The sequence below is a fragment of the Bradyrhizobium sp. LeoB3 genome (genome assembly GCF_055456055.1).
The window spans coordinates 1-20,953 of sequence record NZ_JBVBEF010000040.1 but is presented as its reverse complement, the minus strand read 5'-3'; the positions used below and the strand labels follow the sequence as shown (position 1 = coordinate 20,953).

The 20,953-nt window shown below is 62.9% G+C and carries 18 protein-coding genes and 2 pseudogenes; 13 read left to right on the top strand and 7 right to left on the bottom strand.

What is annotated here, in order from left to right; translation table 11 throughout:
- Positions 1–87: 87 nt before the first annotated feature.
- From argG to ACZXDY_RS24005, 3 genes are all read left to right on the top strand, one after another.
- Positions 88–1,425, top strand: a complete 1,338-nt coding sequence (gene argG, locus ACZXDY_RS24015; protein ID WP_464347197.1) for an argininosuccinate synthase — start codon at positions 88–90, stop codon at positions 1,423–1,425.
- Between the two features lie 193 nt (positions 1,426–1,618).
- Positions 1,619–3,376 (top strand): alkaline phosphatase, encoded by a 1,758-nt coding sequence (locus ACZXDY_RS24010; protein ID WP_464347196.1) that lies wholly within the window; start codon positions 1,619–1,621, stop codon positions 3,374–3,376.
- A 225-nt stretch (positions 3,377–3,601) separates the two neighbouring features.
- Positions 3,602–4,537 carry a homocysteine S-methyltransferase family protein gene (locus tag ACZXDY_RS24005; protein ID WP_464347195.1) on the top strand — a complete coding sequence of 312 codons (936 nt, stop codon included), beginning with the start codon at positions 3,602–3,604 and terminating at the stop codon, positions 4,535–4,537.
- Between the two features lie 226 nt (positions 4,538–4,763).
- On the opposite strand, the gene ACZXDY_RS24000 is transcribed toward ACZXDY_RS24005, so the two are convergent.
- Positions 4,764–5,687, bottom strand: a complete 924-nt coding sequence (locus ACZXDY_RS24000; protein WP_464347194.1) for an OmpA family protein — start codon at positions 5,685–5,687, stop codon at positions 4,764–4,766.
- A 283-nt stretch (positions 5,688–5,970) separates the two neighbouring features.
- On the opposite strand from ACZXDY_RS24000, the gene ACZXDY_RS23995 reads away from it, so the two are divergent.
- The gene (locus ACZXDY_RS23995; RefSeq protein ID WP_464347193.1) at positions 5,971–6,327 is read left to right on the top strand and encodes a hypothetical protein; all 357 of its coding nucleotides are present in this window, start codon (positions 5,971–5,973) and stop codon (positions 6,325–6,327) included.
- Positions 6,328–6,442: 115 nt separating this feature from the next.
- A complete protein-coding gene (locus ACZXDY_RS23990) occupies positions 6,443–7,039 on the top strand; it encodes a hypothetical protein (RefSeq protein WP_464347192.1) in 597 nt (198 codons plus the stop codon).
- Positions 7,040–7,236: 197 nt separating this feature from the next.
- Here ACZXDY_RS23990 and ACZXDY_RS23985 read toward each other — a convergent pair whose 3' ends face one another.
- The 4 genes and pseudogenes from ACZXDY_RS23985 to ACZXDY_RS23970 all read right to left on the bottom strand — a co-directional run bounded on the left by ACZXDY_RS23985 (position 7,237) and on the right by ACZXDY_RS23970 (position 11,161).
- Positions 7,237–7,479 (bottom strand): hypothetical protein, encoded by a 243-nt coding sequence (locus tag ACZXDY_RS23985; RefSeq protein ID WP_464347191.1) that lies wholly within the window; start codon positions 7,477–7,479, stop codon positions 7,237–7,239.
- 132 nt (positions 7,480–7,611) lie between these two features.
- Positions 7,612–7,992, bottom strand: a pseudogene (locus tag ACZXDY_RS23980) (VOC family protein); the annotation flags it as partial.
- A gap of 17 nt (positions 7,993–8,009) precedes the next feature.
- Positions 8,010–8,945, bottom strand: coding sequence for a glutathione S-transferase family protein (locus tag ACZXDY_RS23975; protein ID WP_464347190.1), 936 nt, complete (start codon positions 8,943–8,945; stop codon positions 8,010–8,012).
- Positions 8,946–9,016: 71 nt separating this feature from the next.
- Positions 9,017–11,161, bottom strand: a complete 2,145-nt coding sequence (locus ACZXDY_RS23970; protein ID WP_464347230.1) for a hybrid sensor histidine kinase/response regulator — start codon at positions 11,159–11,161, stop codon at positions 9,017–9,019.
- A gap of 225 nt (positions 11,162–11,386) precedes the next feature.
- Here ACZXDY_RS23970 and ACZXDY_RS23965 point away from each other — a divergent pair, with 225 nt between their 5' ends.
- The 8 genes from ACZXDY_RS23965 to ACZXDY_RS23930 all read left to right on the top strand — a co-directional run bounded on the left by ACZXDY_RS23965 (position 11,387) and on the right by ACZXDY_RS23930 (position 20,437).
- Positions 11,387–11,860 (top strand): nuclear transport factor 2 family protein, encoded by a 474-nt coding sequence (locus ACZXDY_RS23965; RefSeq protein ID WP_028165160.1) that lies wholly within the window; start codon positions 11,387–11,389, stop codon positions 11,858–11,860.
- 273 nt (positions 11,861–12,133) lie between these two features.
- On the top strand, positions 12,134–12,412 hold the full coding sequence (locus ACZXDY_RS23960; RefSeq protein ID WP_028165159.1) for a hypothetical protein: 279 nt from the start codon (positions 12,134–12,136) through the stop codon (positions 12,410–12,412).
- Positions 12,413–12,676: 264 nt separating this feature from the next.
- Positions 12,677–13,561 carry a LysR family transcriptional regulator gene (locus ACZXDY_RS23955; RefSeq protein ID WP_464347189.1) on the top strand — a complete coding sequence of 295 codons (885 nt, stop codon included), beginning with the start codon at positions 12,677–12,679 and terminating at the stop codon, positions 13,559–13,561.
- A 113-nt stretch (positions 13,562–13,674) separates the two neighbouring features.
- A complete protein-coding gene (locus ACZXDY_RS23950; RefSeq protein ID WP_464347188.1) occupies positions 13,675–14,109 on the top strand; it encodes a cupin domain-containing protein in 435 nt (144 codons plus the stop codon).
- Between the two features lie 317 nt (positions 14,110–14,426).
- Positions 14,427–14,798: a hypothetical protein gene (locus ACZXDY_RS23945; RefSeq protein ID WP_464347187.1), complete on the top strand. Its 372-nt coding sequence runs from the start codon at positions 14,427–14,429 to the stop codon at positions 14,796–14,798.
- A 97-nt stretch (positions 14,799–14,895) separates the two neighbouring features.
- On the top strand, positions 14,896–15,771 hold the full coding sequence (locus ACZXDY_RS23940) for a hypothetical protein (RefSeq protein ID WP_464347186.1): 876 nt from the start codon (positions 14,896–14,898) through the stop codon (positions 15,769–15,771).
- A 94-nt stretch (positions 15,772–15,865) separates the two neighbouring features.
- The gene (locus ACZXDY_RS23935; RefSeq protein WP_464347185.1) at positions 15,866–19,210 is read left to right on the top strand and encodes an adenylate/guanylate cyclase domain-containing protein; all 3,345 of its coding nucleotides are present in this window, start codon (positions 15,866–15,868) and stop codon (positions 19,208–19,210) included.
- Positions 19,211–19,354: 144 nt separating this feature from the next.
- Positions 19,355–20,437, top strand: a complete 1,083-nt coding sequence (locus tag ACZXDY_RS23930; protein WP_464347184.1) for a GGDEF domain-containing protein — start codon at positions 19,355–19,357, stop codon at positions 20,435–20,437.
- On the opposite strand, the pseudogene ACZXDY_RS23925 reads toward ACZXDY_RS23930, so the two are convergent.
- Positions 20,434–20,523 (bottom strand): annotated as a pseudogene (locus tag ACZXDY_RS23925) (hypothetical protein); the annotation flags it as partial. The gene ACZXDY_RS23930 and the pseudogene ACZXDY_RS23925 sit on opposite strands and share 4 nt — an antisense overlap.
- 107 nt (positions 20,524–20,630) lie before the next feature.
- Positions 20,631–20,804: a hypothetical protein gene (locus ACZXDY_RS23920; RefSeq protein WP_464347183.1), complete on the bottom strand. Its 174-nt coding sequence runs from the start codon at positions 20,802–20,804 to the stop codon at positions 20,631–20,633.
- Between the last annotated feature and the right edge of the window lie 149 nt (positions 20,805–20,953).

The window sequence follows — 20,953 nt, the reverse complement described above, 5'->3', positions numbered from 1 at the left end:
GTCGCCATTAATCGCGTGCCCATCAGCGCGAAATTTGATATTCGCGCGACTTAACAGCAAACGACTTTACGACCGATTGGACGCTCCATGAGTACGATTTTGAAAAGCCTGCCCAAGGGCGAAAAAGTCGGCATCGCTTTCTCGGGCGGTCTCGACACCAGCGCAGCGCTGCTATGGATGAAACAGAAGGGCGCGCGCGTCTTTGCCTACACCGCGAACCTGGGCCAGCCCGACGAGTCCGACTACAACGAAATTCCGCGCAAGGCTATGGAGTTCGGCGCCGAGAAAGCACGCCTCGTGGATTGCCGCATGCAATTGGTCCACGAAGGCATTGCCGCGATCCAATCCGGCGCCTTCCACATCTCGACCGGCGGCGCCACTTATTTCAACACCACCCCGCTCGGTCGCGCCGTGACTGGCACCATGCTGGTCTCGGCCATGAAGGAGGACGGGGTCAACATCTGGGGTGATGGCTCCACCTTCAAGGGCAACGATATCGAGCGGTTCTATCGCTACGGCCTGCTGACCAATTCGAACCTGAAGATCTACAAGCCCTGGCTCGACCAGCAATTCATCGACGAACTCGGCGGCCGCTCGGAAATGTCGGCGTTCATGACCGCGCAAGGGTTCGCCTACAAGATGAGCGCCGAAAAGGCGTATTCGACCGACAGCAATCTCCTCGGTGCAACCCACGAGGCCAAGGATCTCGAGAGCCTGCAAAGCGGCATCAAGATCGTCAATCCGATCATGGGCGTGCCGTTCTGGCGCGACGATTGTGTCGTCAGGGCCGAACAGGTCACCGTGCGCTTCGAGGAAGGCCAGCCCGTCGCGCTGAACGGCCAGACTTTCCCGGACCCGGTGGCGCTGTTCCTCGAGGCCAACGCCATCGGCGGCAGGCATGGTCTTGGCATGAGCGACCAGATCGAGAACCGGATCATCGAGGCAAAGAGCCGCGGCATCTATGAAGCTCCCGGCATGGCGCTGCTGCACATCGCCTATGAGCGCCTGATCACCGGCATCCACAACGAAGACACCATCGAGCAATACCGGATCAACGGCCTGCGCCTTGGCCGGCTGCTCTACCAGGGGCGGTGGTTCGATTCTCAGGCTCTCATGCTGCGCGAAACCGCCCAGCGTTGGGTGGCGCGCGCCATCACCGGTGAGGTGACGCTCGAGCTGCGCCGCGGCAACGACTATTCGATCTTGAACACCGAGAGCCCGAACCTGAGCTATCAGCCGGAGCGGCTGAGCATGGAGAAGGTGGAGGATGCGGCGTTCACGCCGGCGGACCGTATCGGCCAGCTCACAATGCGCAACCTCGACATCGCCGATACCCGCACCAAGCTGGATCTCTACGCGGAGACAGGCTTGCTGTCGCTCGGCGAGGGCTCGAACATCTTGAGGCTCGATAGCGACAAGAGCTGAACCGTGTGAACTCCGTAGCCCGGACTACGCTTGCGCTCCATCCGGGCTACGGACTGCGACGATCCATCGCCGGTATCCAGACTCGATGTGTAATGGACGCGTCATTTGGCGCGGCTAGTCTCGTCGCCTGCGCGACCGTGGTCTTCGGAATTGCAGCCGATCGGCGCGCTCGAACAATCGTGGGGCACAGATCATGATCAAGCCATTTGCCGGTGCCGCTCTCCTCGTCCTGTTGTCCGGATCGCCGACGCTAGCCCAGACGATCTATCCGATCGACCGCGCCGACATCCTCGCCGGCGCCCATTTCGACTTCAAGGTCGAGTTTCCCGATCGCGTTGATCCGGCGAATGTGAAAGTCACGGTGAACGGCGCGGATTATTCCGCAGCGTTCGGCCAGCCCGGCACCTTCGTGGAGCGCGAAGACGGCAAGGAGCATTCGGCGCTGATCGTTCGCGACGTCGCATTGACCAAGCCTGGAAACGTGAAGGTGGAAGTCTCTGACGGTGCGCGCAGCCGCACGGTCGTGTGGTCGGTTTACGATACCGGACCGCGCAAGGCCAAGAACGTGATCCTGTTCATCGGTGATGGGCTGTCGCCTGCGCATCGGGTTGCGGCGCGTATGCTCTCGAAGGGAATTGCGGAAGGCAAAAGTCTCGGCAAGCTCGCCATCGACGACATGCCGCATATGGCGCTGGTTGCGACTGCGGGCTCCGATTCGATCATCACCGACTCGGCGAATGCGGCCAGCGCCTACGCCACGGGCCACAAGACCGCCGTCAACGCGTTGGGCGTCTACGCTGATCGCTCCATAAGCCCGTTCGATGATCCCAAGGTCGAAACCATCACGAGCGTCGCGAAGCGGCGGCTTGGTCTGGGCATCGGGATCGTCACCAATACCGAAGTCGAGGATGCCACACCGGCGGCAATGGTCGCGCATAGCCGCCGCCGCGCCGCCTATGATGAGATCGTCGCGCAGCTCTTCGCCGCCAAGCCCGATGTCCTGATGGGAGGAGGCAGCGCGAATTTCCTGCCGCAAGCAGCAGCGGGAAAGCGCAAGGACGACATCGATTACATCGCCCGCTTTCGCGATGCCGGCTATCAGGTGGTGACGACAAAGTCCGAGCTTGATGCCTCGGCTGCAAAACCTGACACGAGCAAGCTGCTGGGACTGTTTGCCTCGGGCAACATGGACGGTGTCCTGGACCGCAAGTTCCTCAAAGGCGGCAGCGTCGGCAAGTTTCCCGAACAGCCCGACCTGACCGAGCAGGTGCAGGCCGCGCTGAAAGTGCTGTCGAAGAACAATGCCGGCTTCTTCCTGATGGTGGAATCGGGGCTGATCGACAAATACGCTCATCTCCTGGACATGGAGCGCGCGGTCTACGACACGATCATGCTCGACAATGCCGTTCGTTTTGCGCGCGACTGGGCGCAGGCCCGCGGCGATGACACCTTGATCCTGGTGGTGGCGGACCACAATCATCCCAACAGTCTTGTCGGCACCATCAATGACGACATGACCAAGACACCCAACGTCCCGTTCCGCGAACGCGTCGGCGTCTATGACAAGGCGGGATTCCCCAACTATCCGGCTGCCGATGCGGAAGGCTATCCCTCGCGGGTGGATGTCAGCCGGCGGCTCGCGATTTTCTCGGCCAGCCTGCCGGACCATTACGAAACCTTCCGCCCCAAGCTCGATAACCCGAATGATCCGACGGCGAAGGGCGATGAGCCTGGGACTTTCAAAGCCAACGACAAATACAAGGACGTTCCGGGCGCCGTGCTACGCCCCGGCAATCTGCCGGCGATGATCGGCGCCAGCGTGCATTCGGGAGAAGACGTCATCCTGACAGCAACCGGCCCAGGCAGCGAACGCGTTCATGGTTCGATGGACAACACGGAAGTCTTCCGTGTCATCGCCGATGCGCTGGGACTTGCCGCACCGGCGCCGTAGCGTCGCGAGCTCTTGTAGCGTGGGCGAAGCGAAGCGTGCCCGCGATCAACACTCCGCTCGGAGGTGGGCACGCTACGCTTTTGCCCATCCCGACAGGTTCTGCGCTCACGCCTCTGCGCGCGGGAGCCATCTGGAAGTCGCGACAATATGAGGCACCAGCCGGCCCAACCAAACCCGGCATTGGCCGACCTACCGGTGACAGCCCTTTTGATCATGGAGGCATCAATGGCCAAGTATCGGCACGACCTGCCGCAGCGGCGCGGCGGCATCTTCCTGACCGACGGCGGCATGGAAACGACGCTGATTTTCCACCACGGCCTCGAGCTGCCGCACTTTGCCGCTTTCGTCCTGCTCGACTCCGCGGATGGTCGTGAGCACCTCAAGCGCTACTACGAGTCCTACCTTGCGATTGCGCGCGAGAAGGGCACCGGTTTCGTGCTCGACAGCCCGACCTGGCGCGCCAATCCGGATTGGGGCGTCAAGCTCGGCTACGACGCGGCTGCGCTGACATCGATCAACGTCCGTTCGATTGAGTTCCTGAACCAGCTGCGAACCGGCTGGGAGCGGCCGAACATGCCCTGTGTCATCGATGGCGCGATCGGTCCGCGCGGCGATGGCTACAAAGCCGGCAACATGGATGCATCGGAGGCGGAAGCCTATCATGCGCCACAGATTGCCGCCTTCGCGGAAGGCGGCGCCGACATGGTGACGGCGTTCACGCTGAACGGAATCAATGAAGCGATCGGCATCGTCCACGCGGCCAAGGCACACAGTATTCCGGTGGCGATCTCCTTCACCGTCGAAACCGATGGTCGTCTGGTGAAGGGTGAAACGCTGCGTGAGGCGATCGAGGCTGTCGATCACGCCACGCAAAACGGGCCGGAATATTTCCTGATCAACTGCGCGCATCCGTCCCATTTCGCAGGCGCGTTGAGCGCGGGCGACACGTGGGCCGGGCGCATCCATGGCGTCAGGGCCAATGCGTCGGCCAAGAGCCACCAGGAGCTCGACGAATCCGAGACGCTCGATGCCGGCGATCCCACCGATCTCGGCCGCCGCTATGTCGACCTCCGGCGCTCGTTTCCCGGCATGCACATTCTCGGCGGCTGCTGCGGCACCGACCATCGCCATGTCGCAGCGATCTGCGAAGCCTGCATGTAGTAGGGTGAACTGGTGCGCTTATCGAACCCGTCATTGCGAGGAGCGAAGCGACGAAGCAATCCATGCCTCCGCAAGTGGAGAAATGGATTGCTTCGCTTCGCTCGCAATGACGATGGGCAGAGCGAAGCGAAGCAAAACCCATCAAACGTTCGAAGCGAGTTTGTCGTAGTTGGTGCAACAAAAATGGCCGGGATCGCTCCCGGCCATTTGTTCGAAATAGCTCGCCTCAGCGCGGTGTGCTGGGTGGTGGCAGTGAAGCGGTGCCGCCGTTGAGCAGCGGGGTGATGCGGCGGACAGTGACGCGCCGGTTGATGCGACTCGGTCCGTCCGTCTGCTCCTTCAGATACTGCTTGCCGTAGCCCTGCGACGTCAGGTTCTCCGCCGGCACACCGAACTGCTGGGTCAGCAATTCAGCCGCGGACTGCGCACGGCGATCCGACAATGACAGATTGTCGACGTCGTTGCCGACCGCGTCGGTGTGTCCCTCGATCAGGAACACCTCGCGCGGGTTGCGCTGGATCGCGCGGTTGAGGCCGTCGGCGATCACCTGCAGCCGAGCCGCCTGGTCCGGCGGGATAGTCCACGACCCCGTCTCGAAGTTGATCGTGTTGACGTCGATGCTCGGCATTTGCATGCGAACATTGGGGCTGTAGCGGATCTCGTCGAGCGAATAGCGCCGTTCGATCCGTTGTACCGGCGGTGCCTCCATGGTCTCGTAGATCACGTCCGGCGACGCCTCCTGGGCGTCGACGATGTAGCGATCGTAGGGAATGTTGACCACCGGCGGCGGCACGTCGACATAGAAGCCGCCGACCGCCCGCGGATCGCGGTAGCTGTTGTCGATGATGACGATCTCGCGCCCGCCGGGGTCCCTGCGGATTCGCCGCAGCAGCGTGCCGTCCGCACCAACCACGGTGATCACCTCGCTGCCGTCGGGACGGACCACGACGGTGCGGGTTTCGCCGCCGATCGTCTCGCTCCGGATGTCGCGAGCGCCATAGCGGAAGCGATAGAGATCGTTGCCGCGGACGTACTCCTGCCCACTCGGGTCGCGGATGATGATGCGATCCGGCTCGGTGTAGACGGTACGGCCGCCTTCGACGACTTCCTGTCGCTGGTTGCGGAGGTCGGCGATTGTCGCGCCGATCACGGCGCCAGCCACCACGCCTGCGCCGATCGCGAGCGGCGTCAGGTCACGCTGCGGCGGACGCGGCGGTGGTGGCAGCGGCGCTGCGACCGTAGGTGCCGCCCGGAAGGCCGGCGCAATCGTCGGCGGCGCGTATTGCGCCCTGTTGGGAGGTGGCGCTGCGGCGGGCGTGCCAGGGACGACGGTCGGCGCAGCGGCTCCGGGGGGAGGAGCTGCAGGCCGGGGCGGGAGGCCGGCCTGGGGCGGCGCAGTCGGAGTTCCGGCAGCGGGTGCGCCGGCAGGCGGCGTGCCTGCAGCCGGAGGCGGGCTCGCCGGCGTGCCGGCGGCAGGAGGTGTCGTCGTCGCTGCGCCAGGCCGCACCGGCGAAGGCGTCGGAGACGGGCTTCCCGCGGCCGGCGGCGTTGCGGGTGTCGGCGTTGCCGCAGGCGCAGGCCGGGTCTGCGTCGGCGTGGTGGTGGGGGCCGCCCCGGGCTGCTTGGCGCCGGCGGCAGGCGTGCCTGCAGCGGGAGGCTGGCTCGCCGGCGCACCGGCGGCGGGAGGTGTCGTCGTCGCTGCGCCAGGCCGTGCCGGCGAAGGAGTCGGAGACGGACTTCCCGCGGCTGGCGGCGTTGCAGGTGTCGGCGTTGCCGCGGGTGCAGGATGAGGCTGCGTCGGCGTGGCGGTGGGTGCAGCCGCGGGCTGCTTGGCGCCGGCGGGCGGCACTTCCTTTTGCGCACCGCGCGGTGGCGTCGGAGTGGCCGGGGTCGTGGGCGTAGCCGGTGGCGTCGCCGCGGATGGAGGCGTGGGCGGCTGCGTGCGCGCCGGCGGCGCTGCAGTGGGCGGCGTCGGAGTGTGCGGCGCTGCTGCCGGAGGCGGCGTCGGACGCGCTGGAGGAGCAGCAGACGGAGGTGGAGCTGTTGGTCGTTCCGGAGCAGCGGCTGGCGGAGTCGGCCGTGCCGGGGCGGCAGGCGGGGGCGTTGGCCGCTCTGGAGCAGCGGCTGGAGGCGGAGTCGGCCGTGTCGGCGCGGCAGGCGGAGGCGTTGGTCGTTCCGGAGCGGCGGCCGGCGGCGGTGTCGGACGAGGCGGCGCAGCAGCCGGAGGCGGTGGTGCCGGTCGCGCTGGCGCAGCGGCTGGTGGAGCGGACGGATGAGCAGGCGGAGCGGCGCCAGGCGGCGGTGCGGGCTGCTTTGGCGCGCCGGCCGGCGGCGCTGCCTTCGGCGGCTGCTTCGGCTTTCCGTCGGGGCCGAGTTCTTCCTTCGGCGCCGCTGCCTGTGCCACGACGAGTGGCGCGGTTTGCGCACGCGATGCGAAGCTGGCTAGCTGCGTCACCGTCAATGCGGTCGTGGCAAGCAGCACGAGGCGGAGGTTTGTCATGATTGCAGGTCCCGGGAAAGTTCTTGGCAAGGAAGGAGGATGGGCGGGGGCCGAATAGCTCGGCGGTCGGATCAACGGTTATTCGTTAGGCCGCAATGTGGCGGGCGACAAAGGGGAAAGGCTTTTTATTTCAGCGTTGCAATGACTTGCAAGCAAACTTGTTCATTGCTCATTCAGACGAGACTTGCAAATCGCGATCTCACCATTGTTGCTTGCGTGGTTCCGCGGCATCGGTCGGATTCGGCGGACGCGGTCCGTCCGGCCCGCGAATCGGCAATTCATCCGGCAGTTTGCCGGGCAGTTCGTCAGGTACTGGCGGTTCGCCGGGCTCACGTGCCGGCGGTGGCACCTCAGGGCGCGGACTCCCCGGAGGGATTCCGGGAGGTGGTTCGCTCGGCGTGCCTGGTGTCGGCGGCGGAACCTCGGGCGGTTCGATCGGCATCTAGGTAACCGTGCCGTTGTTTCCGATCGCGGCGCGCGGATCATCACGCGTCATGGTTCGCTCCGTTTCTGTTTCGGAAGAACGATAACGGCACGCATGCTGTGATGTTCCGGCAGTCCAAGCCCGGAACTGTTCCGGCGCGTGGCAGACCGCTTCGATGTTGTGGCCGTCGGGGTCGAGCACGAACGCGCCGTAATAGTTGGGATGATAGTGCGCGCGGATACCGGGCGCGCCATTGTCGCGTCCGCCGGCTGCGATCGCTGCCTTGTAGAAGGCATCCACGGTTGCGCGGTCCTTTGCCACGATCGCGACATGCAGCGGCTTCTCAAGCCCGCCTTCGCCGCCGATCCAGAAATCCGGCTTGCCGCCCGCGCCGAAGCCGGCCGCCTGGTCAGCGCCGTTCTCCTGCGTGACTTCCATGATCAGCGTGTAGTCGAGCGGCGCGAGCGCCCGCTGATAGAACGCCAGGGAACGCTGATAGTCAGAAACCGGAAAACCGATGTGATCGATCATCAAGCAACTCCTTCGGCCTATCTGCCCTGATCAAACACCAGAAAGCCGGCCCGCGGGAAGTGCACCACCACCTCGCCGGCGCGGGGGTCGTGCCTGCGGATCGCGATATGCTGCGCAGACAGGGAAACGATCTCGCCGCTCACTTTGATCTTGCCGTAGTCATCAGGCATCACCTCGACCTGGTCGCCCGGCTTGCGGTGGTTGGGATCGTAAGGGTCGGCCAGCACGGTGGTCCGCGGCGCAGCATTGGCGGCGATTTCAAGCGCGGAGGCGGGCGAGATTTCCTTGCATGGCTTGTGCTCGATGGCGCGAATGCGCGCCTCCCATGATCGCGTTGCAGGGAATTCGAACAGCATCTTGTCGAGGTCGGGAAGGTTGGTGCGCACGTACCAGATGTTCATGTAGGCGTTGACGTCGCACAGGCTGGCGCGATCGCCGCACATCCAGCTATGGCCGTTGCGAAGCTGGGCTTCGATCCATTGCAGGTGGGCACGAAACTGATCGCGCATCTGCGGGATCGCTTCCCGCATGGCGGCAACATCAAATTTGGCGCCGCGCAGCTTTTCGCGGTCGTCGATGAACTCCTGCGGCACATTATCGGCCACCGAGCCGAAGATCAGGTTGACGGTGTTCTGGAAGAACGGACGGTCGGTCCACATCGCGGTCGCGGCGGCAAGCCCGTAATACCCGCTCGGGAACAGCGTCGGCTGCGGATAGCGCCGTTCCAGTTCGCGGACGATGCATTGGGTGTCGCAGTAGATATCGGCGCCGATCTGCAGCACCGGGGTCCGCCGGTAGCCTCCCGTCAGCGGCATCAGATCCGGACGGGGCATGATCCGGGAAATCAGCACCGAGGTCCATGTCACGTTCTTCAGCGCCAGGATCAGGCGGATCTTCTCCGAGAACGGCGATTGAGGAAAATGATGGAGGATGACCGGGTAGTCGGGACTCATCGTTCCCTCCTGGATAGACGCCGACGGAAGGCTAACCCCGGCCTGGACCGGTTACAATGGACCGGCGCGCGTCAGGACGACGCCGCCGTCGGTGTTCGTGTTGGTTTCGGCCGGGAGACCTTGTGCAGCGCGTGCGAGAGCTGCTCGATCGAATACGGCTTTTGCAGGAAGTCGAACCCATAGCTGCCTCGCTGCGCCAGCACCTGGCTGTAGCCGCTGGTCAGCACGACCGGCAGGTCCGGGCAGCGGCGGCGGATTTCCTGGGCGAGCTCGACGCCGCTTATGCCGGGCATCGCGACGTCGGTGAACACCACGTCGAAGCGGGCGGCGTCGTCGGCCAGCGCGTCCAGCGCCTGCGTAGCGTTCTCGACCAGGGTCGCGGCGTAGCCGAGCTCGGCGAGGGCATCGGCCGTAAATCTGCCGACCTCGATATTGTCCTCGACCACCAGCACCGACATGCCGCTGCCGTCGACCGGCGGCGCATCCGCGGCCGCGAACTGCAATGTCGGACCCGTGGCCGCGGCGCGAGGCAGATAGAGCGTGAAGGTAGAGCCCTTGCCGACCTCGCTGACGACGACAATCTCGCCGCCGGACTGCTTGGCGAATCCGAATACCTGCGACAGCCCGAGCCCCGTGCCCTGACCGACCTGCTTGGTGGTGAAGAACGGCTCGAAGATGCGCCCGAGCTGATCCTGCGGAATGCCGATGCCGACGTCCCCGACCGCCACTGCGACATAGCCGTGCGGCGCCGGCGGATGGCCATCGGCAACGGGCAGTTCGGCTGCGCGACGCACCGCGATCGTCAGCCGGCCGGCACCATTCATGGCGTCACGGGCATTGACGGCCATGTTGATGATCGCGGTCTCGAACTGGCCGGCATCGGCGTTGATGAAGCAGGGTTCGTCCGGCAGCCTGGTGACGATCTCGATCCGCGGCCCGACCAGCGTTCCGATCATCTCGCCCAGCACCTGCACGCTCTGGCCGACGTCGAATAGTTCAGGCTTGAGCGTCTGTCGTCGGGCGAAGGCGAGCAGTTGGCCGGTCAGTTTCGAGGCCCGGTTGACCGTCTCCGAAATCGCATCGATGTAGCGCAGCCGCCGCTGCTCCGGCAGGTTCGGCCGCCGCAACATGTCGATGGAGGCGCGGATCACGGTCAGCAGATTGTTGAAGTCGTGCGCGACGCCACCGGTGAGTTGGCCGAGGGCCTCCAGCCGTTGCCCATGCTTCAGCGCCTCCTCGGCTTCCTCGCGTCTTTCGGCCTCCTCATGCAGGCGTCGCGTCCGCCGCAGCGCCAAGGCGAGCAGCAGGAACAACAGCGCGGTGGCGGGCACGCCGAAGATCAGGTGCTGGCCGATGGTCGCGAGCCAGCGCGCGCGGATCGCCGAGGTCTCGAGCCCTGCGCTGACATAGATCGGATATTCGGCGAGCCGCCGATAACCGAGACGGCGTTCGATGCCGTCGGCCGGCGAGGTGACGGTGATCAGACCGCCGTCGGGCACGGTGGCAAGCTTCTGCCCGACAGGTCCGTCAGGGTCGAGGCGGAACTCGCGGTCGGCCTTCGGATAGCCAGCCAGCATCGCGCCGTCGGTGCGGCCGAGCGCGAAGAAGCTGCCGGGTTCGCGGCCGATCCGCGCGTAGAAATTCTCGAAATACTCGGGCAGAACCGATGCCTGGATCACGCCGGCAAAGTCGCCTGTCTCGGTCGACCGCCGACGGCTGACGCCGAAGAATGGTGCGCCCCGGTAGGGCGGCCGCGGCGTCAGCACGTCGCCGATATGGGTGCCAACGTCGCCGGCGGCATGTGCCCTGAAATACGCTCGGTCCGAGAAATCGATGTCGGGCGCCGGGGCCACCAGGCTGTTGACCAGAGCATGGCCCCTGACGTCGAAGACCCACGCCGATTTCACCTGGGGCAGCGATGCCGTGAGCTGCTTCAGCCGCTCGTGCAGGCTCTCTTCACGCGAACGGATCGCGTCGTCGGGAAGGCCGCGAATGATTTCCGCGATCTCCGACAGGCTGCGGTCGATGGTCTCGAACACTTTCAGCGCGTGCTCGTGCGCGACATCGAGCGTGCGCTCGATTTCCCCGTCGGCGGCCTGGTTGATTGAATTCCAGGAGATCACCGAAGCAAAAACAAAGAGCGCCAGCGGAAGGGCCAGGGAAGCGGCCATCATCCATTGCAACAACTTCAGCGAATGGCGTTGTGCGGTCTGCACGGGCACTCCGGATCCTCCGCAACCTTAACGCAAAATTCGGCTCGGAAGGAAGGGGAGCTGACGCGGCTTGCTGGCCGCCGTCGCCGCCAGTTCCGCCTCTCGTATCACAAGCTATCGTGCATTATGGAAAGCTGGCGCGTGCTTCGGAAAGATAAGGATGAGCCGCCCGGGCACACTCGCGTGCCATGCACCGGACCCGGGCCGAGCTAGAAATGGAGATCGTACATGGCTGAGAGCCGTCCCCCCTTTCCACCCTTCACCCATGAGACTGCCGTGCAGAAAGTGCGCGGCGCAGAAGACGGCTGGAATTCCTGTAATCCGGAAAAGGTGTCGCTCGCCTACAGCCCGGACAGCTACTGGCGAAACCGGTCGGAATTCATCAACGGCCGCGCCGAGATCGTCGCGTTTCTCACGCGGAAATGGGTCAAGGAGCTCGACTACCGTCTGATCAAGGAGCTCTGGGCGTTCACCGAGAACCGGATCGCCGTACGTTTCGCCTATGAGTGGCACGACGATTCCGGAAACTGGTTTCGCTCCTACGGCAACGAGAACTGGGAATTTGCCGAGAACGGGCTGATGCAAAAACGGTTCGCCTGCATCAACGATCTCCCCATCAAGGAGTCCGATCGCAAATACCACTGGGACCGTTCGGGACCTCGCCCCGCCAATCACCCGGGGCTTTCCGACCTCGGGCTTTGAACGTCTCTGTTCGGAGTGGCAACCCACGATCCATGGCACGCGTCGATGATCTATCGACGCGCCGGAGTGCCTATTGCTTAGGCGGTGCAAGAACAGATCGTCGGGTCGTTCGCCCGCAGTTCATCACGGCTAGCTGGTCGGTTCTTACAACCGCAACTCTTCTCCCGAATGATTGAAATCACGCTGTAGCAAGCCGCGCCGATTCTGACCGCTCCATATCGGAAGGAGGTCAGCCGATGACACCAACGGCAATCGAAGCTTTGGAGAGCAATCATGCGTGAGATGATCGGAGCAGTGCTTCTGGCAGCTTTACTCTCTGGTCGCACGGCCACGGCCGAGACGGTGGGGCTGGCGAAACCATCGCCCTCTGCTGTCTCGTCAGGCATGTCCGATGCCTCATCACGGACGTTAGGTCTGCCGTGGCCCGCGCCGGTCGGCCATCGTCAGCCCCATGCGAAGGACCTGCCGTCGCAGAACACGAACGAGCTCGAGCAAATCAGCGAAGAGGATCGCGCTGTCGATCGCAAGCTCACGATCTGCCACGGCTGTTGAGTTTCGTGCGCCGCATTTGTGGTCCCGTGCGTCCTGGCCGGTGTGGCGCACGGGACAACATTTCGAATGTAACTCATCTCCGATTCGTTGAAACGATCCTGTAGCTCCGCAACGTCATTGAAGCCGGCAACCACATCAATCCTCTTCCGCCACGACGTGCTTCGTCCGTCTGCCCGCAGATCGCGGATAAATCATATGACATGCGTGATTTCGGCCCGGCCGATGCGACGACATCCGAATTTGGCGTGACAAAAGGCGCGCCGAATGGACCTCAACTCTCTTCAAACCTTTGTCGCTGTCGTGCGGGCCGGCGGATTTGCGGCGGCCGCACGTCAGACCAACACCCCGCGCTCGTCCGTCAGTTTGCGCATCCGGACCTTGGAAAGGACACTCGGCGTGCGCCTTTTCAAGCGTTCGACTCGCGCTTTCTCGCTCACCACGGAAGGCGCCGAACTGTACGGACGCTCTGCGGAGGCTCTGGCCTCCCTCGCCGGCGCGCTCGACGGCCTGGGCAAGGCAGGCAGCCCCTATGGCGGTGGAATCCGTCTTACGGTGCCGGCGGATTTTCCGCCCGGGCTCATTGCCGGCGCCGTTTCCGAATTCCGTGAAGCGCATCCCGCTGTGCGGTTCGAGGTGCTGCTCACGAACGACGTGCTCGACCTCGTCTCCGAAAACATCGACGTCGCCCTTCGCATCGGCGCTTCCAACCCGCGGGAAGCGCTTGTCAGGGGCGTTCTGGACATGGAGTTCGGCCTCTATGGCAGCGCCGAATATCTGCGCAGGAACGGCGAGCCGGCCAACATACACGAGGTGAGCACGCTGATTGGTCCCGAACGGCCCGAGCTGCGTCGCCTGCTGTCCCGTGCTCTCAAGAACGGGGTCGAGTTCCCGCAATTCCAAGTCGCGGTGGACAGTTTCGCCCTGGTGCGTGAGTTCGTCTTGCTGCATCAAGGCGTCGGGCTGTTGCCGCAATCGCTGTGCCAAGCCGAGCTTGCGTCGAAAGCCGTTTTACCCGTGCTGCCGAACCTGTTCTCGGGATCGATCCGGCTGCATCTCACTTTTCCCTCGCGCGCCGACCTCAATCCCAAGGTCAATGCGTTCGCGCAAGTCCTGGCGCGCCACCTGGAGGCTGCGGCGGGCGGACAGTGACGCGCCCGATTGGCCAGTATCCTGGCCGCTCTGTCCGGACCGGCAGGGCTACTCAGGGCGGGCGCGGTCGCTACATGCAGTTTGTCAGATCGCAACCTTGCCCTGGAGCGAACATGCAAGCCGATATCACCACGGAATTCGAAACGACAGAATTCGCCGGGATCACCACCGGGATCATCAACCCCTATCCGAGCCCCTTCACGATCCTCGACATGACGATCAAGCCTGGCACCGGCGCACCTGCGCACATCTCCGCCACCGAAGACAAGCTCTTCATCGTGATCGCAGGCCAACTGAAGTACCTCATCGGCGACCGCACCGCCGTGGCAGGGGCGGGCGCACGCGTCCTGGTCCCGAGAGGCACGGTTCACGGCTTCACCAATGTCGGGGACGCTGACGCGCGACATATTCTGGTGTCCACGCCGCGCCGCCACGAAGAATTCTTCCGCGACCTGCACGCCATTCCCGATCCCCGGGAGGAGCATATGGATCTCTTGCCCGGCATCGCGGCACGCCACGATCAGGCGATCGTCGGACCTCTTCCTTAAGTTCTCTGCGCTCGGCCTGCGCCTGATGGCCGCAGGCGCGGGCTGGTTTTCACTATCGGTTTTCTACCGAAGTTGGAAAACAGCTGGGCAGGAAGATCGGCGAATTGATCGTAGCCACCCAGCTTCACGGCGTGGAAGCCGCAGCGAAACCCTGACGGCGAGGGGTTCGGCCGCGGCCAGCTTTCATCGTCGACCGCCAAATGCTTACAGCCTTTTCGGTGGCGCTAGTCTGGCTTGCCACCGCAGAGTTCTACAACTAAGCTACCAAAATACCGGGCGTCAGAACGGCGCCCCTGTATTTTACGGAGGGCTTCGCTATGGCAGGTATCTTCCGGGACGCTAATCTCCAAGAAAGAGTTGCCGATTTTTCTTATCAGAACGATGCCCTCGCACAGTTGATCGTCGAGGCGTGGACCGATCCAGATTTTGAAAAGTGGTTGACGACGCGGCAGTCGGACGGCACCTCGCCAAACGCCAAGGCGTCGCTCGAGGCCCGGGGCATATTCCTCGCGAACCCCATCGTGTTCACGGAAGAAGAGTATAATAGCGGCTGTCACAACCCGGACCCTGATGGGACCGGAGTCATTTTCGTGGTGCCGGACCGATCGCGCGTCGAGCAGCCTCCGCATCACCTGTCTCTGCTCGAGACAGCGCGCTTGCTGATGGCCATTACGCCGAACGGAATCTAGCGCAGTCGAGATTGGCCTGAGCTTTATTTTTGGCGAGTTTCGCGCGCACCGTGCGGGAAACGTTGCGCGCGCGACCGCTCGGATATGGAGGTGTGGAATGGCGCCCCTGGTCACGGAGTGGGTCAGCCTTAGCGGCAATATTTCGATCATCGCTCGCGAGTCCGGGGAGGTCTGGTTTCATCTCCCGGGCGGCACAAAGGAATACGCAGATCCGTTTGCGACGCCGATGACGGGCGTCGGCGCCAGGGGCAGCACGATCGGGCTGCTCGACGGCGCGATCAATCTCGGATTTTCCAGAATTGAAAAGCGCCTCGCCAGCCCGGCGCCGACGCTTGTCGGCTACATCATCGCCATCGTGGGCGCCTACCACACGTCTGTCCACACGCCGCGAAATCTCCAGCGCGCCGCCAGGCGATTCAACGAACTGGGGCGGCCGGAAGTGGCGGCTTATCTTGAAGAACGTGCGCGCGAGGAGACCGGTCACGACCGGCTTGCGCTCAAGGATCTTCGCGCGCTGGGCCTGCCCGCCGAGCGATTGGTCGCCAACTTCATCCCCGACGGCATCAAGCCGCTCTGCGAGCGGTTCGATGAGCTCTGCGTCGAGGACTACCCGATCGGCTGCATCGGCTATTCCTACTGTCTGGAACGCATCGCCGCGCTCAAGCAGAAGACCGATATCGAGAAGGTGCAGGCACTATGCCCTGACGGCGTCGATGCGACCCGCTTTCTGCGAAGTCACAGTTGCCTTGGGAGCGAGGTTGCCCATGTGGAAGAGACGATCGAGTTCGTCGCGTCGCTTCCTCCGAGCGACCGCATCAGGGTCGTCCAGGAGACGTATGAATCGGCATTGATCATGGCGGAGGGATATAATCACGAGCTCCTCAAATCCGAGGCGGAGATGCTCGACGAGCTTCAGCAGGCGGTCGGAGAGGCGGCGCTTCCGTATCGTCTGAGCAGGGCCTTCGTACAGTAAGAGGCGCGGTGCTCGGCCCTCGGCGTGAGCAGAACGGCACGGCAGTCGTCGCAGTCCGGCGTGCCTCGAGCGACAAGAGACGAGGGCCTCTGCAATGGCGAGGACAACCACCGAGGTTACCGACTGGCTGTGTGGACACGGTCTGGGGCAGTACGCTCAGACCTTCGCCGAGAATAATATCGAATACTCCGTCCTTCCGGATCTGACCGAGAATGATCTCAGGAAGCTTGGCGTTATTTCCTTAGGCCATCGCAAGAAGCTGCTGAAGGCCATCGAAGCATTGACGGCAGCGAAGTTCGGCATCGCGTCCGCCTCGGTCGTGCCGCAGCGCGAGGCCGAATTCCGTCAGATCACGGTGATGTTCAGTGATCTGGTGGGGTCCACGCAGCTTTCGGAGGCGCTGGACCCCGAGGATCTGCAAAAACTCATTGACGCGTATCGGGGGGAATGCAGCACCGCGATCCGGCGCTACGGAGGCGAGGTCGCGCGCTACTTCGGCGATGGCGCGATGGCGTTCTTCGGTTGGCCCTATGCGCATGAGGATGACGCCGTTCGCGCCACGCATGCGGCACTGGAGATCGTTTCCAGAGTTGCGACCATTCCAGGGCCGGTCACCCTGACGTGCCGGGTGGGTGTCTGCTCCGGCCCTGTCGTGGTCGGCGAAACCGGAGAGAGCGGCACGTGGTCGATGGACGCGGTGGGCGAGACGCCGAATATCGCAGCGCGTCTGCAGACGCTTGCGGCCGCCAATACGGTGGTCGTTTCGGAATCGACCAGACGGCTCGTTTCGGCCGCGTTTGATTTTCAGGACCTCGGTCTCCAGGAGCTCAAAGGTGTAACTGAATCCGTTCACGTCTATCGCGTGCTCTCGGCAAAGCACACCACGAGCCGCTTCGAGGCGGCGCATGCGGGTTCCCTTACGCCGCTGATCGGGCGCTCGAGCGAGCTTTCCCTGCTGCTCGACAGGTGGCAGAAAGCCAAGGAAGCCGACGGCCAGGTCGTGTTTCTTTCGGGCATTCCCGGAGTCGGGAAATCGAGGCTTCTCCACGAACTGAAATCGCGTGTCGAGGATGAGCCGCACGTCCTGCTTCACCATCAGTGCTCGCCCTATCACAGTCAGAGCGCGTTCTTTCCCGTGATCGAGCAGATCGAACAGGCGGCCCAACTGACGTCTCGCGAGCCCGATACCGACAAGCTTGCAAAGCTCAAGGCCTACCTTCCGCGCCCGATTGACGGCTCGGCAGAGCCGGTCGCCCTGATCGCTAAACTGTTGTCGATCCCGCTGGAAGATGACCTCGAACTGTCAGGACTGACGCCGCGGCAAGTGAAGAACAGGACGATCTCTACGCTTGTCGACATCCTCTTGGCATTTTCCGTCCAGCGCCCGACGCTGTGCATTTTCGAGGACGCGCATTGGCTTGACGCGTCGACCCTTGAGCTGCTCGAACTGGCCACCAGCCGCATCGACCGCGCCCGCGTGCTGCTGATCGTATCCTGCCGGCCCGAATTTCGCCCCGCGTGGATCACTCACGCGAACACCACTCTGCACTCGCTCACCCGGCTGTCGCATAGCGAGGTCAGGGCGATGATCCGGGAGCTCCTGAGCGGCGCGAGCATGCCCCAGCCGTTGCTCGACCAGATCGTCGAAAAGGCCGATGGCGTCCCGCTATTCATCGAGGAACTGACAAATAGCACGTTGAGCGCGCCTTTGCGAAGCAGAGGTGCCGTCGAGCGCAAGGCGCAGCCGGCCTTGCTCCGCGTTCCGGACACGCTAAGCGACGCCTTGATGGAACGGCTCGACCGGGTCGCGCCGAGCCGCCGGCTTGCGCAGGTCGCGGCCGTGATCGGACGGGAATTCTCCTATGACCTTTTGTCGGCTGCATCGCAGGTCGACGAGGAGGATATGCTATCGGCGCTCTCATTGCTCGAACGCGCCGATATCATTTACCGGGTCGATGTTTCGCCGTTCGTCCGTTTCGCCTTCAAGCACGTGCTGCTGCGCGATGCGATCTACGACTCCCTGCTCAAAAGCAAGCGGCTGCAGTTTCACGCCGACATCGCGGCGATCCTGGAGCATGATTTCCCGGAGCTTGCCGAAAATCAGCCCGAGGTTCTCGCCTATCATCATCAGGAGGCCGGCAATCATCCGCTTGCCATTCGCTGCTGGTTCAAGTCCGGGCAACGCGCGCTTGCGCATTCGGCCAATGTCGAGGCCATCGCCAATTTTCGAAAAGCCCTTCAGCTTCTGAGCGCCCTGCCTGATACGCTCGAACGGACCAGGCAGGAGATCGACATTCAACTGGCGTTGGGCATACCGCTCATCGCGGTGCAGGGCTATGCCTCCGCCGATACCCGCGAAGCCTTTTCCCAGGCGCGGACCCTCTGCCTGCGGCTCGGCAACATTCCCGAATATTTCCAGGCGCTGTTCGGGTTGTGGGGGAATTTGTGGATGTCCGGGAAGAATGATGACGCGCTCTGCATGGCCGAAGAATTCCTCTCGCGGGCCCAGGCGCTATCGGACGCCGTGCCGCGAATGGTCGCTCACAGGATGATGGGCAGCACGCTATTGACGATCGGGGACTTTCGATCGTCGGCGGATCATTTCGAGCAGTCGATCAAGCTTTCGATGAACGAGGGACGGCCGCCGCTATACCAGCTCTACATGGTCGAGCCGCAGGCGGCCTCGCTCCTGCTGCTGTCCTGGGATTTGTGGTTCCTCGGCTATCCCGACCAGGCGCTCGCGCGCGTCTCGGAGGCGCTTGCCTTGGCACGGGATCTTCGCCACCCCTACACCATAGCGTTCGCGCACTACATGACCTCGGTCGTGCACCTGTTGCGCGGGGAGGCCGATCTCGCTTTCGCGAATGCCGAAAAGAGTTTTGAGGTGTCGCGAGAGCAGCGGTTTTCGCTCTATGCGATCCTGTCGCGAATTTCGCGCGGCCGGGCCGTCGGCGACCTCGGCCGGATTGAAGAGGCCCGTGCCGAGATCGCCCGCGGGCTCGACGAGGCCCGGCAGAACAACGTCGGCTTCATGCTGCCGATGATGGAGAGCTGGCTTGCGGAGATGCACGCCAGGGCGGGAGAAAATGAGTACGCGCTATGGATCGTCGAGCAGACCCTGACCAATCTCGATGACGTGACCGGCAGGTCATGGGAATCGGAATTGCATCGGCAAAAGGCGCAGCTTCTTCTGGCGATCGACCCCTCGAACATTCTGGAAGCCGAATCGTGCCTGACGAAGTCCATCGAAGTGGCCTGCGGTCAAAGCGCGAAATCCTTGGAGCTGCGCGCCTCGATGGATCTCGCCGAACTCTGGCGCACGCAAGGAAAGCTTGAGGCGTCGCGCGCGCTATTGGAGCCGATCTGCCGCTGGTTCGATGAGGGCGCCGAGACGGCCGACCTCAGAAGGGCGCGCGCCGTTCAAGCTGCGGTGCGCTGATCCTCACGCGCGATGGCCGCGGATGTGGGGAACGGAGGATTTCAAGGTACTGCTTGCACCGACGACGCGCCCCATTGAGGGGAGCAAAGCAAAATGGCAAGGAGAGGAACAGGTCGACTTTCACGGTAGGGGCTTCTTGGCGGTATGTTCGGTTCTCTCGTCCTGCTCGCGCATGGCATCATCTATTTCATTGTCATGGGGAGCATTTTCAGAGCAAGGCAGAGCATTGGAGTTGGCGTTTTCTTCTGCCTCCTCGGCACGATGCACTTCCTCGAGACTTATTTGGCGGCCACCTTCTTCATCGAACTGCCCTTCGGTCTGATCTCGCCAGGATCCACCGTGATGTTCACGGGCAAGCTTGCCTTTTTCCTGCTGCTTTACATCAAGGAAGACGCCGAGGTGATGCGGCAGCCGATCTACGGACTCCTGAGCGGCAACATTCTGATGATCGCGCTGGGGCTTCTCTTGCGCCTCTATAGCAATCCGGCGAGCTTGCCAGGCTATAATCCGGATCTCCGCTTCATCGACCAAATGGGCTTGCTCATGGTCTGGGGCAGCCTATTGCTGTTCATCGATCTGATCGCCCTTGTCATCATTTATGAACGGCTTGGAAAATTGGTGACGACCACCGTCCCCGGGCGGATCTTCATCAGCCTGGCGCTTGTGTTGAGCTTCGACCAGGCTTTCTTCTACCTGGGGCTGCATCATCTTACCGGCGTGCCAGAATCGGCATTCTACGGCGGGTGGATCGCCAAGGTCGCCGCGGCTGCCTTCTTCAGCCTCATGATGACCGCATATCTCCGCATCTTTGAACGAGAGCCTCTTCCCGTGCAATCGCGTCGCGCCGCGGACGTGTTCGATCGCCTGACTTACCGGCATCGCTACGAGAAGCTTGCTGAGCGAGTTGGCAGGGATGCGCTGACGGGACTTCAGGATCGTGGGCAGTTCGATGCGAAAGGGGTGGCAATGCTGCAGGCTGCTTCGCAATCGGGCCTGTCGCTTAGTCTCATGATGATCGACATCGACCACTTCAAATCGATCAACGATAGCCGTGGCCACGTCGTCGGCGATGGAGTGATCCGCAAGGTGGCCGAGACGATTGTCGCCTCAAAGCGTGAGGGTGACGAGCTGTTTCGATATGGCGGGGAAGAGTTCGCATTGCGCAGTAGTTCACCGTGCTTGATGCAAAAAAGCGTGCCGGAAAGCTGGTGCTGGCGACGCCAATAAGTTTCGCCGAATCCTTCCATATCTTCTTCGAGACAAAGAGCGCAAAACCTGAACAACTTCGGCTCCGCGACGCTGGAATTGGCCATGCCTAGGGCGGCCGAGCCACGCGATCGGCTGAATATAAGCAAAATGCCGGGCAAATACGGAATATATCAATTCATCCGGGTATGGCTTCGGAAGTGCCAAATGCATGTTACTGCTCCATTAGAGCATCGATGAGCCCGGCGGCTTTTAGTGCCTCAATGGGATCGGCATTCGTTGCCTCGGCTTGCCTGAGCGTTTCAACGAGTTTGTTCGGCGCCTTCGGCGGAAGACTCTCCGCTGCTGCTTTCGTCGCACCTGAAGGCGCCAGAACTTGATCGACCAAGTCACCTACGATCCTTGGACTGCCGCCCGCATGAAGCAGGTTTGAAGTCAGATGGATGCGCCTTTCGCTGATTAAAGCGTGATGGCATTAGGTTCGATAACCTGAATTTTCGAGATAGTTCGCGCATTCTTCAGAGGTGAATGCTGGCA

Excerpts from the sequence above, each read along its gene's own strand:
- argG (WP_464347197.1), top strand. The coding sequence starts at position 88 with ATGAGTACGATTTTGAAAAGCCTGCCCAAGGGCGAAAAAGTCGGCATC.
- ACZXDY_RS24010 (WP_464347196.1), top strand. The coding sequence starts at position 1,619 with ATGATCAAGCCATTTGCCGGTGCCGCTCTCCTCGTCCTGTTGTCCGGA.
- ACZXDY_RS24005 (WP_464347195.1), top strand. The coding sequence starts at position 3,602 with ATGGCCAAGTATCGGCACGACCTGCCGCAGCGGCGCGGCGGCATCTTC.
- ACZXDY_RS23985 (WP_464347191.1), bottom strand. The coding sequence starts at position 7,479 with ATGCCGATCGAACCGCCCGAGGTTCCGCCGCCGACACCAGGCACGCCG.
- ACZXDY_RS23975 (WP_464347190.1), bottom strand. The coding sequence starts at position 8,945 with ATGAGTCCCGACTACCCGGTCATCCTCCATCATTTTCCTCAATCGCCG.
- ACZXDY_RS23965 (WP_028165160.1), top strand. The coding sequence starts at position 11,387 with ATGGCTGAGAGCCGTCCCCCCTTTCCACCCTTCACCCATGAGACTGCC.
- ACZXDY_RS23960 (WP_028165159.1), top strand. The coding sequence starts at position 12,134 with ATGCGTGAGATGATCGGAGCAGTGCTTCTGGCAGCTTTACTCTCTGGT.
- ACZXDY_RS23955 (WP_464347189.1), top strand. The coding sequence starts at position 12,677 with ATGGACCTCAACTCTCTTCAAACCTTTGTCGCTGTCGTGCGGGCCGGC.
- ACZXDY_RS23950 (WP_464347188.1), top strand. The coding sequence starts at position 13,675 with ATGCAAGCCGATATCACCACGGAATTCGAAACGACAGAATTCGCCGGG.
- ACZXDY_RS23945 (WP_464347187.1), top strand. The coding sequence starts at position 14,427 with ATGGCAGGTATCTTCCGGGACGCTAATCTCCAAGAAAGAGTTGCCGAT.
- ACZXDY_RS23940 (WP_464347186.1), top strand. The coding sequence starts at position 14,896 with ATGGCGCCCCTGGTCACGGAGTGGGTCAGCCTTAGCGGCAATATTTCG.
- ACZXDY_RS23935 (WP_464347185.1), top strand. The coding sequence starts at position 15,866 with ATGGCGAGGACAACCACCGAGGTTACCGACTGGCTGTGTGGACACGGT.
- ACZXDY_RS23930 (WP_464347184.1), top strand. The coding sequence starts at position 19,355 with ATGTTCGGTTCTCTCGTCCTGCTCGCGCATGGCATCATCTATTTCATT.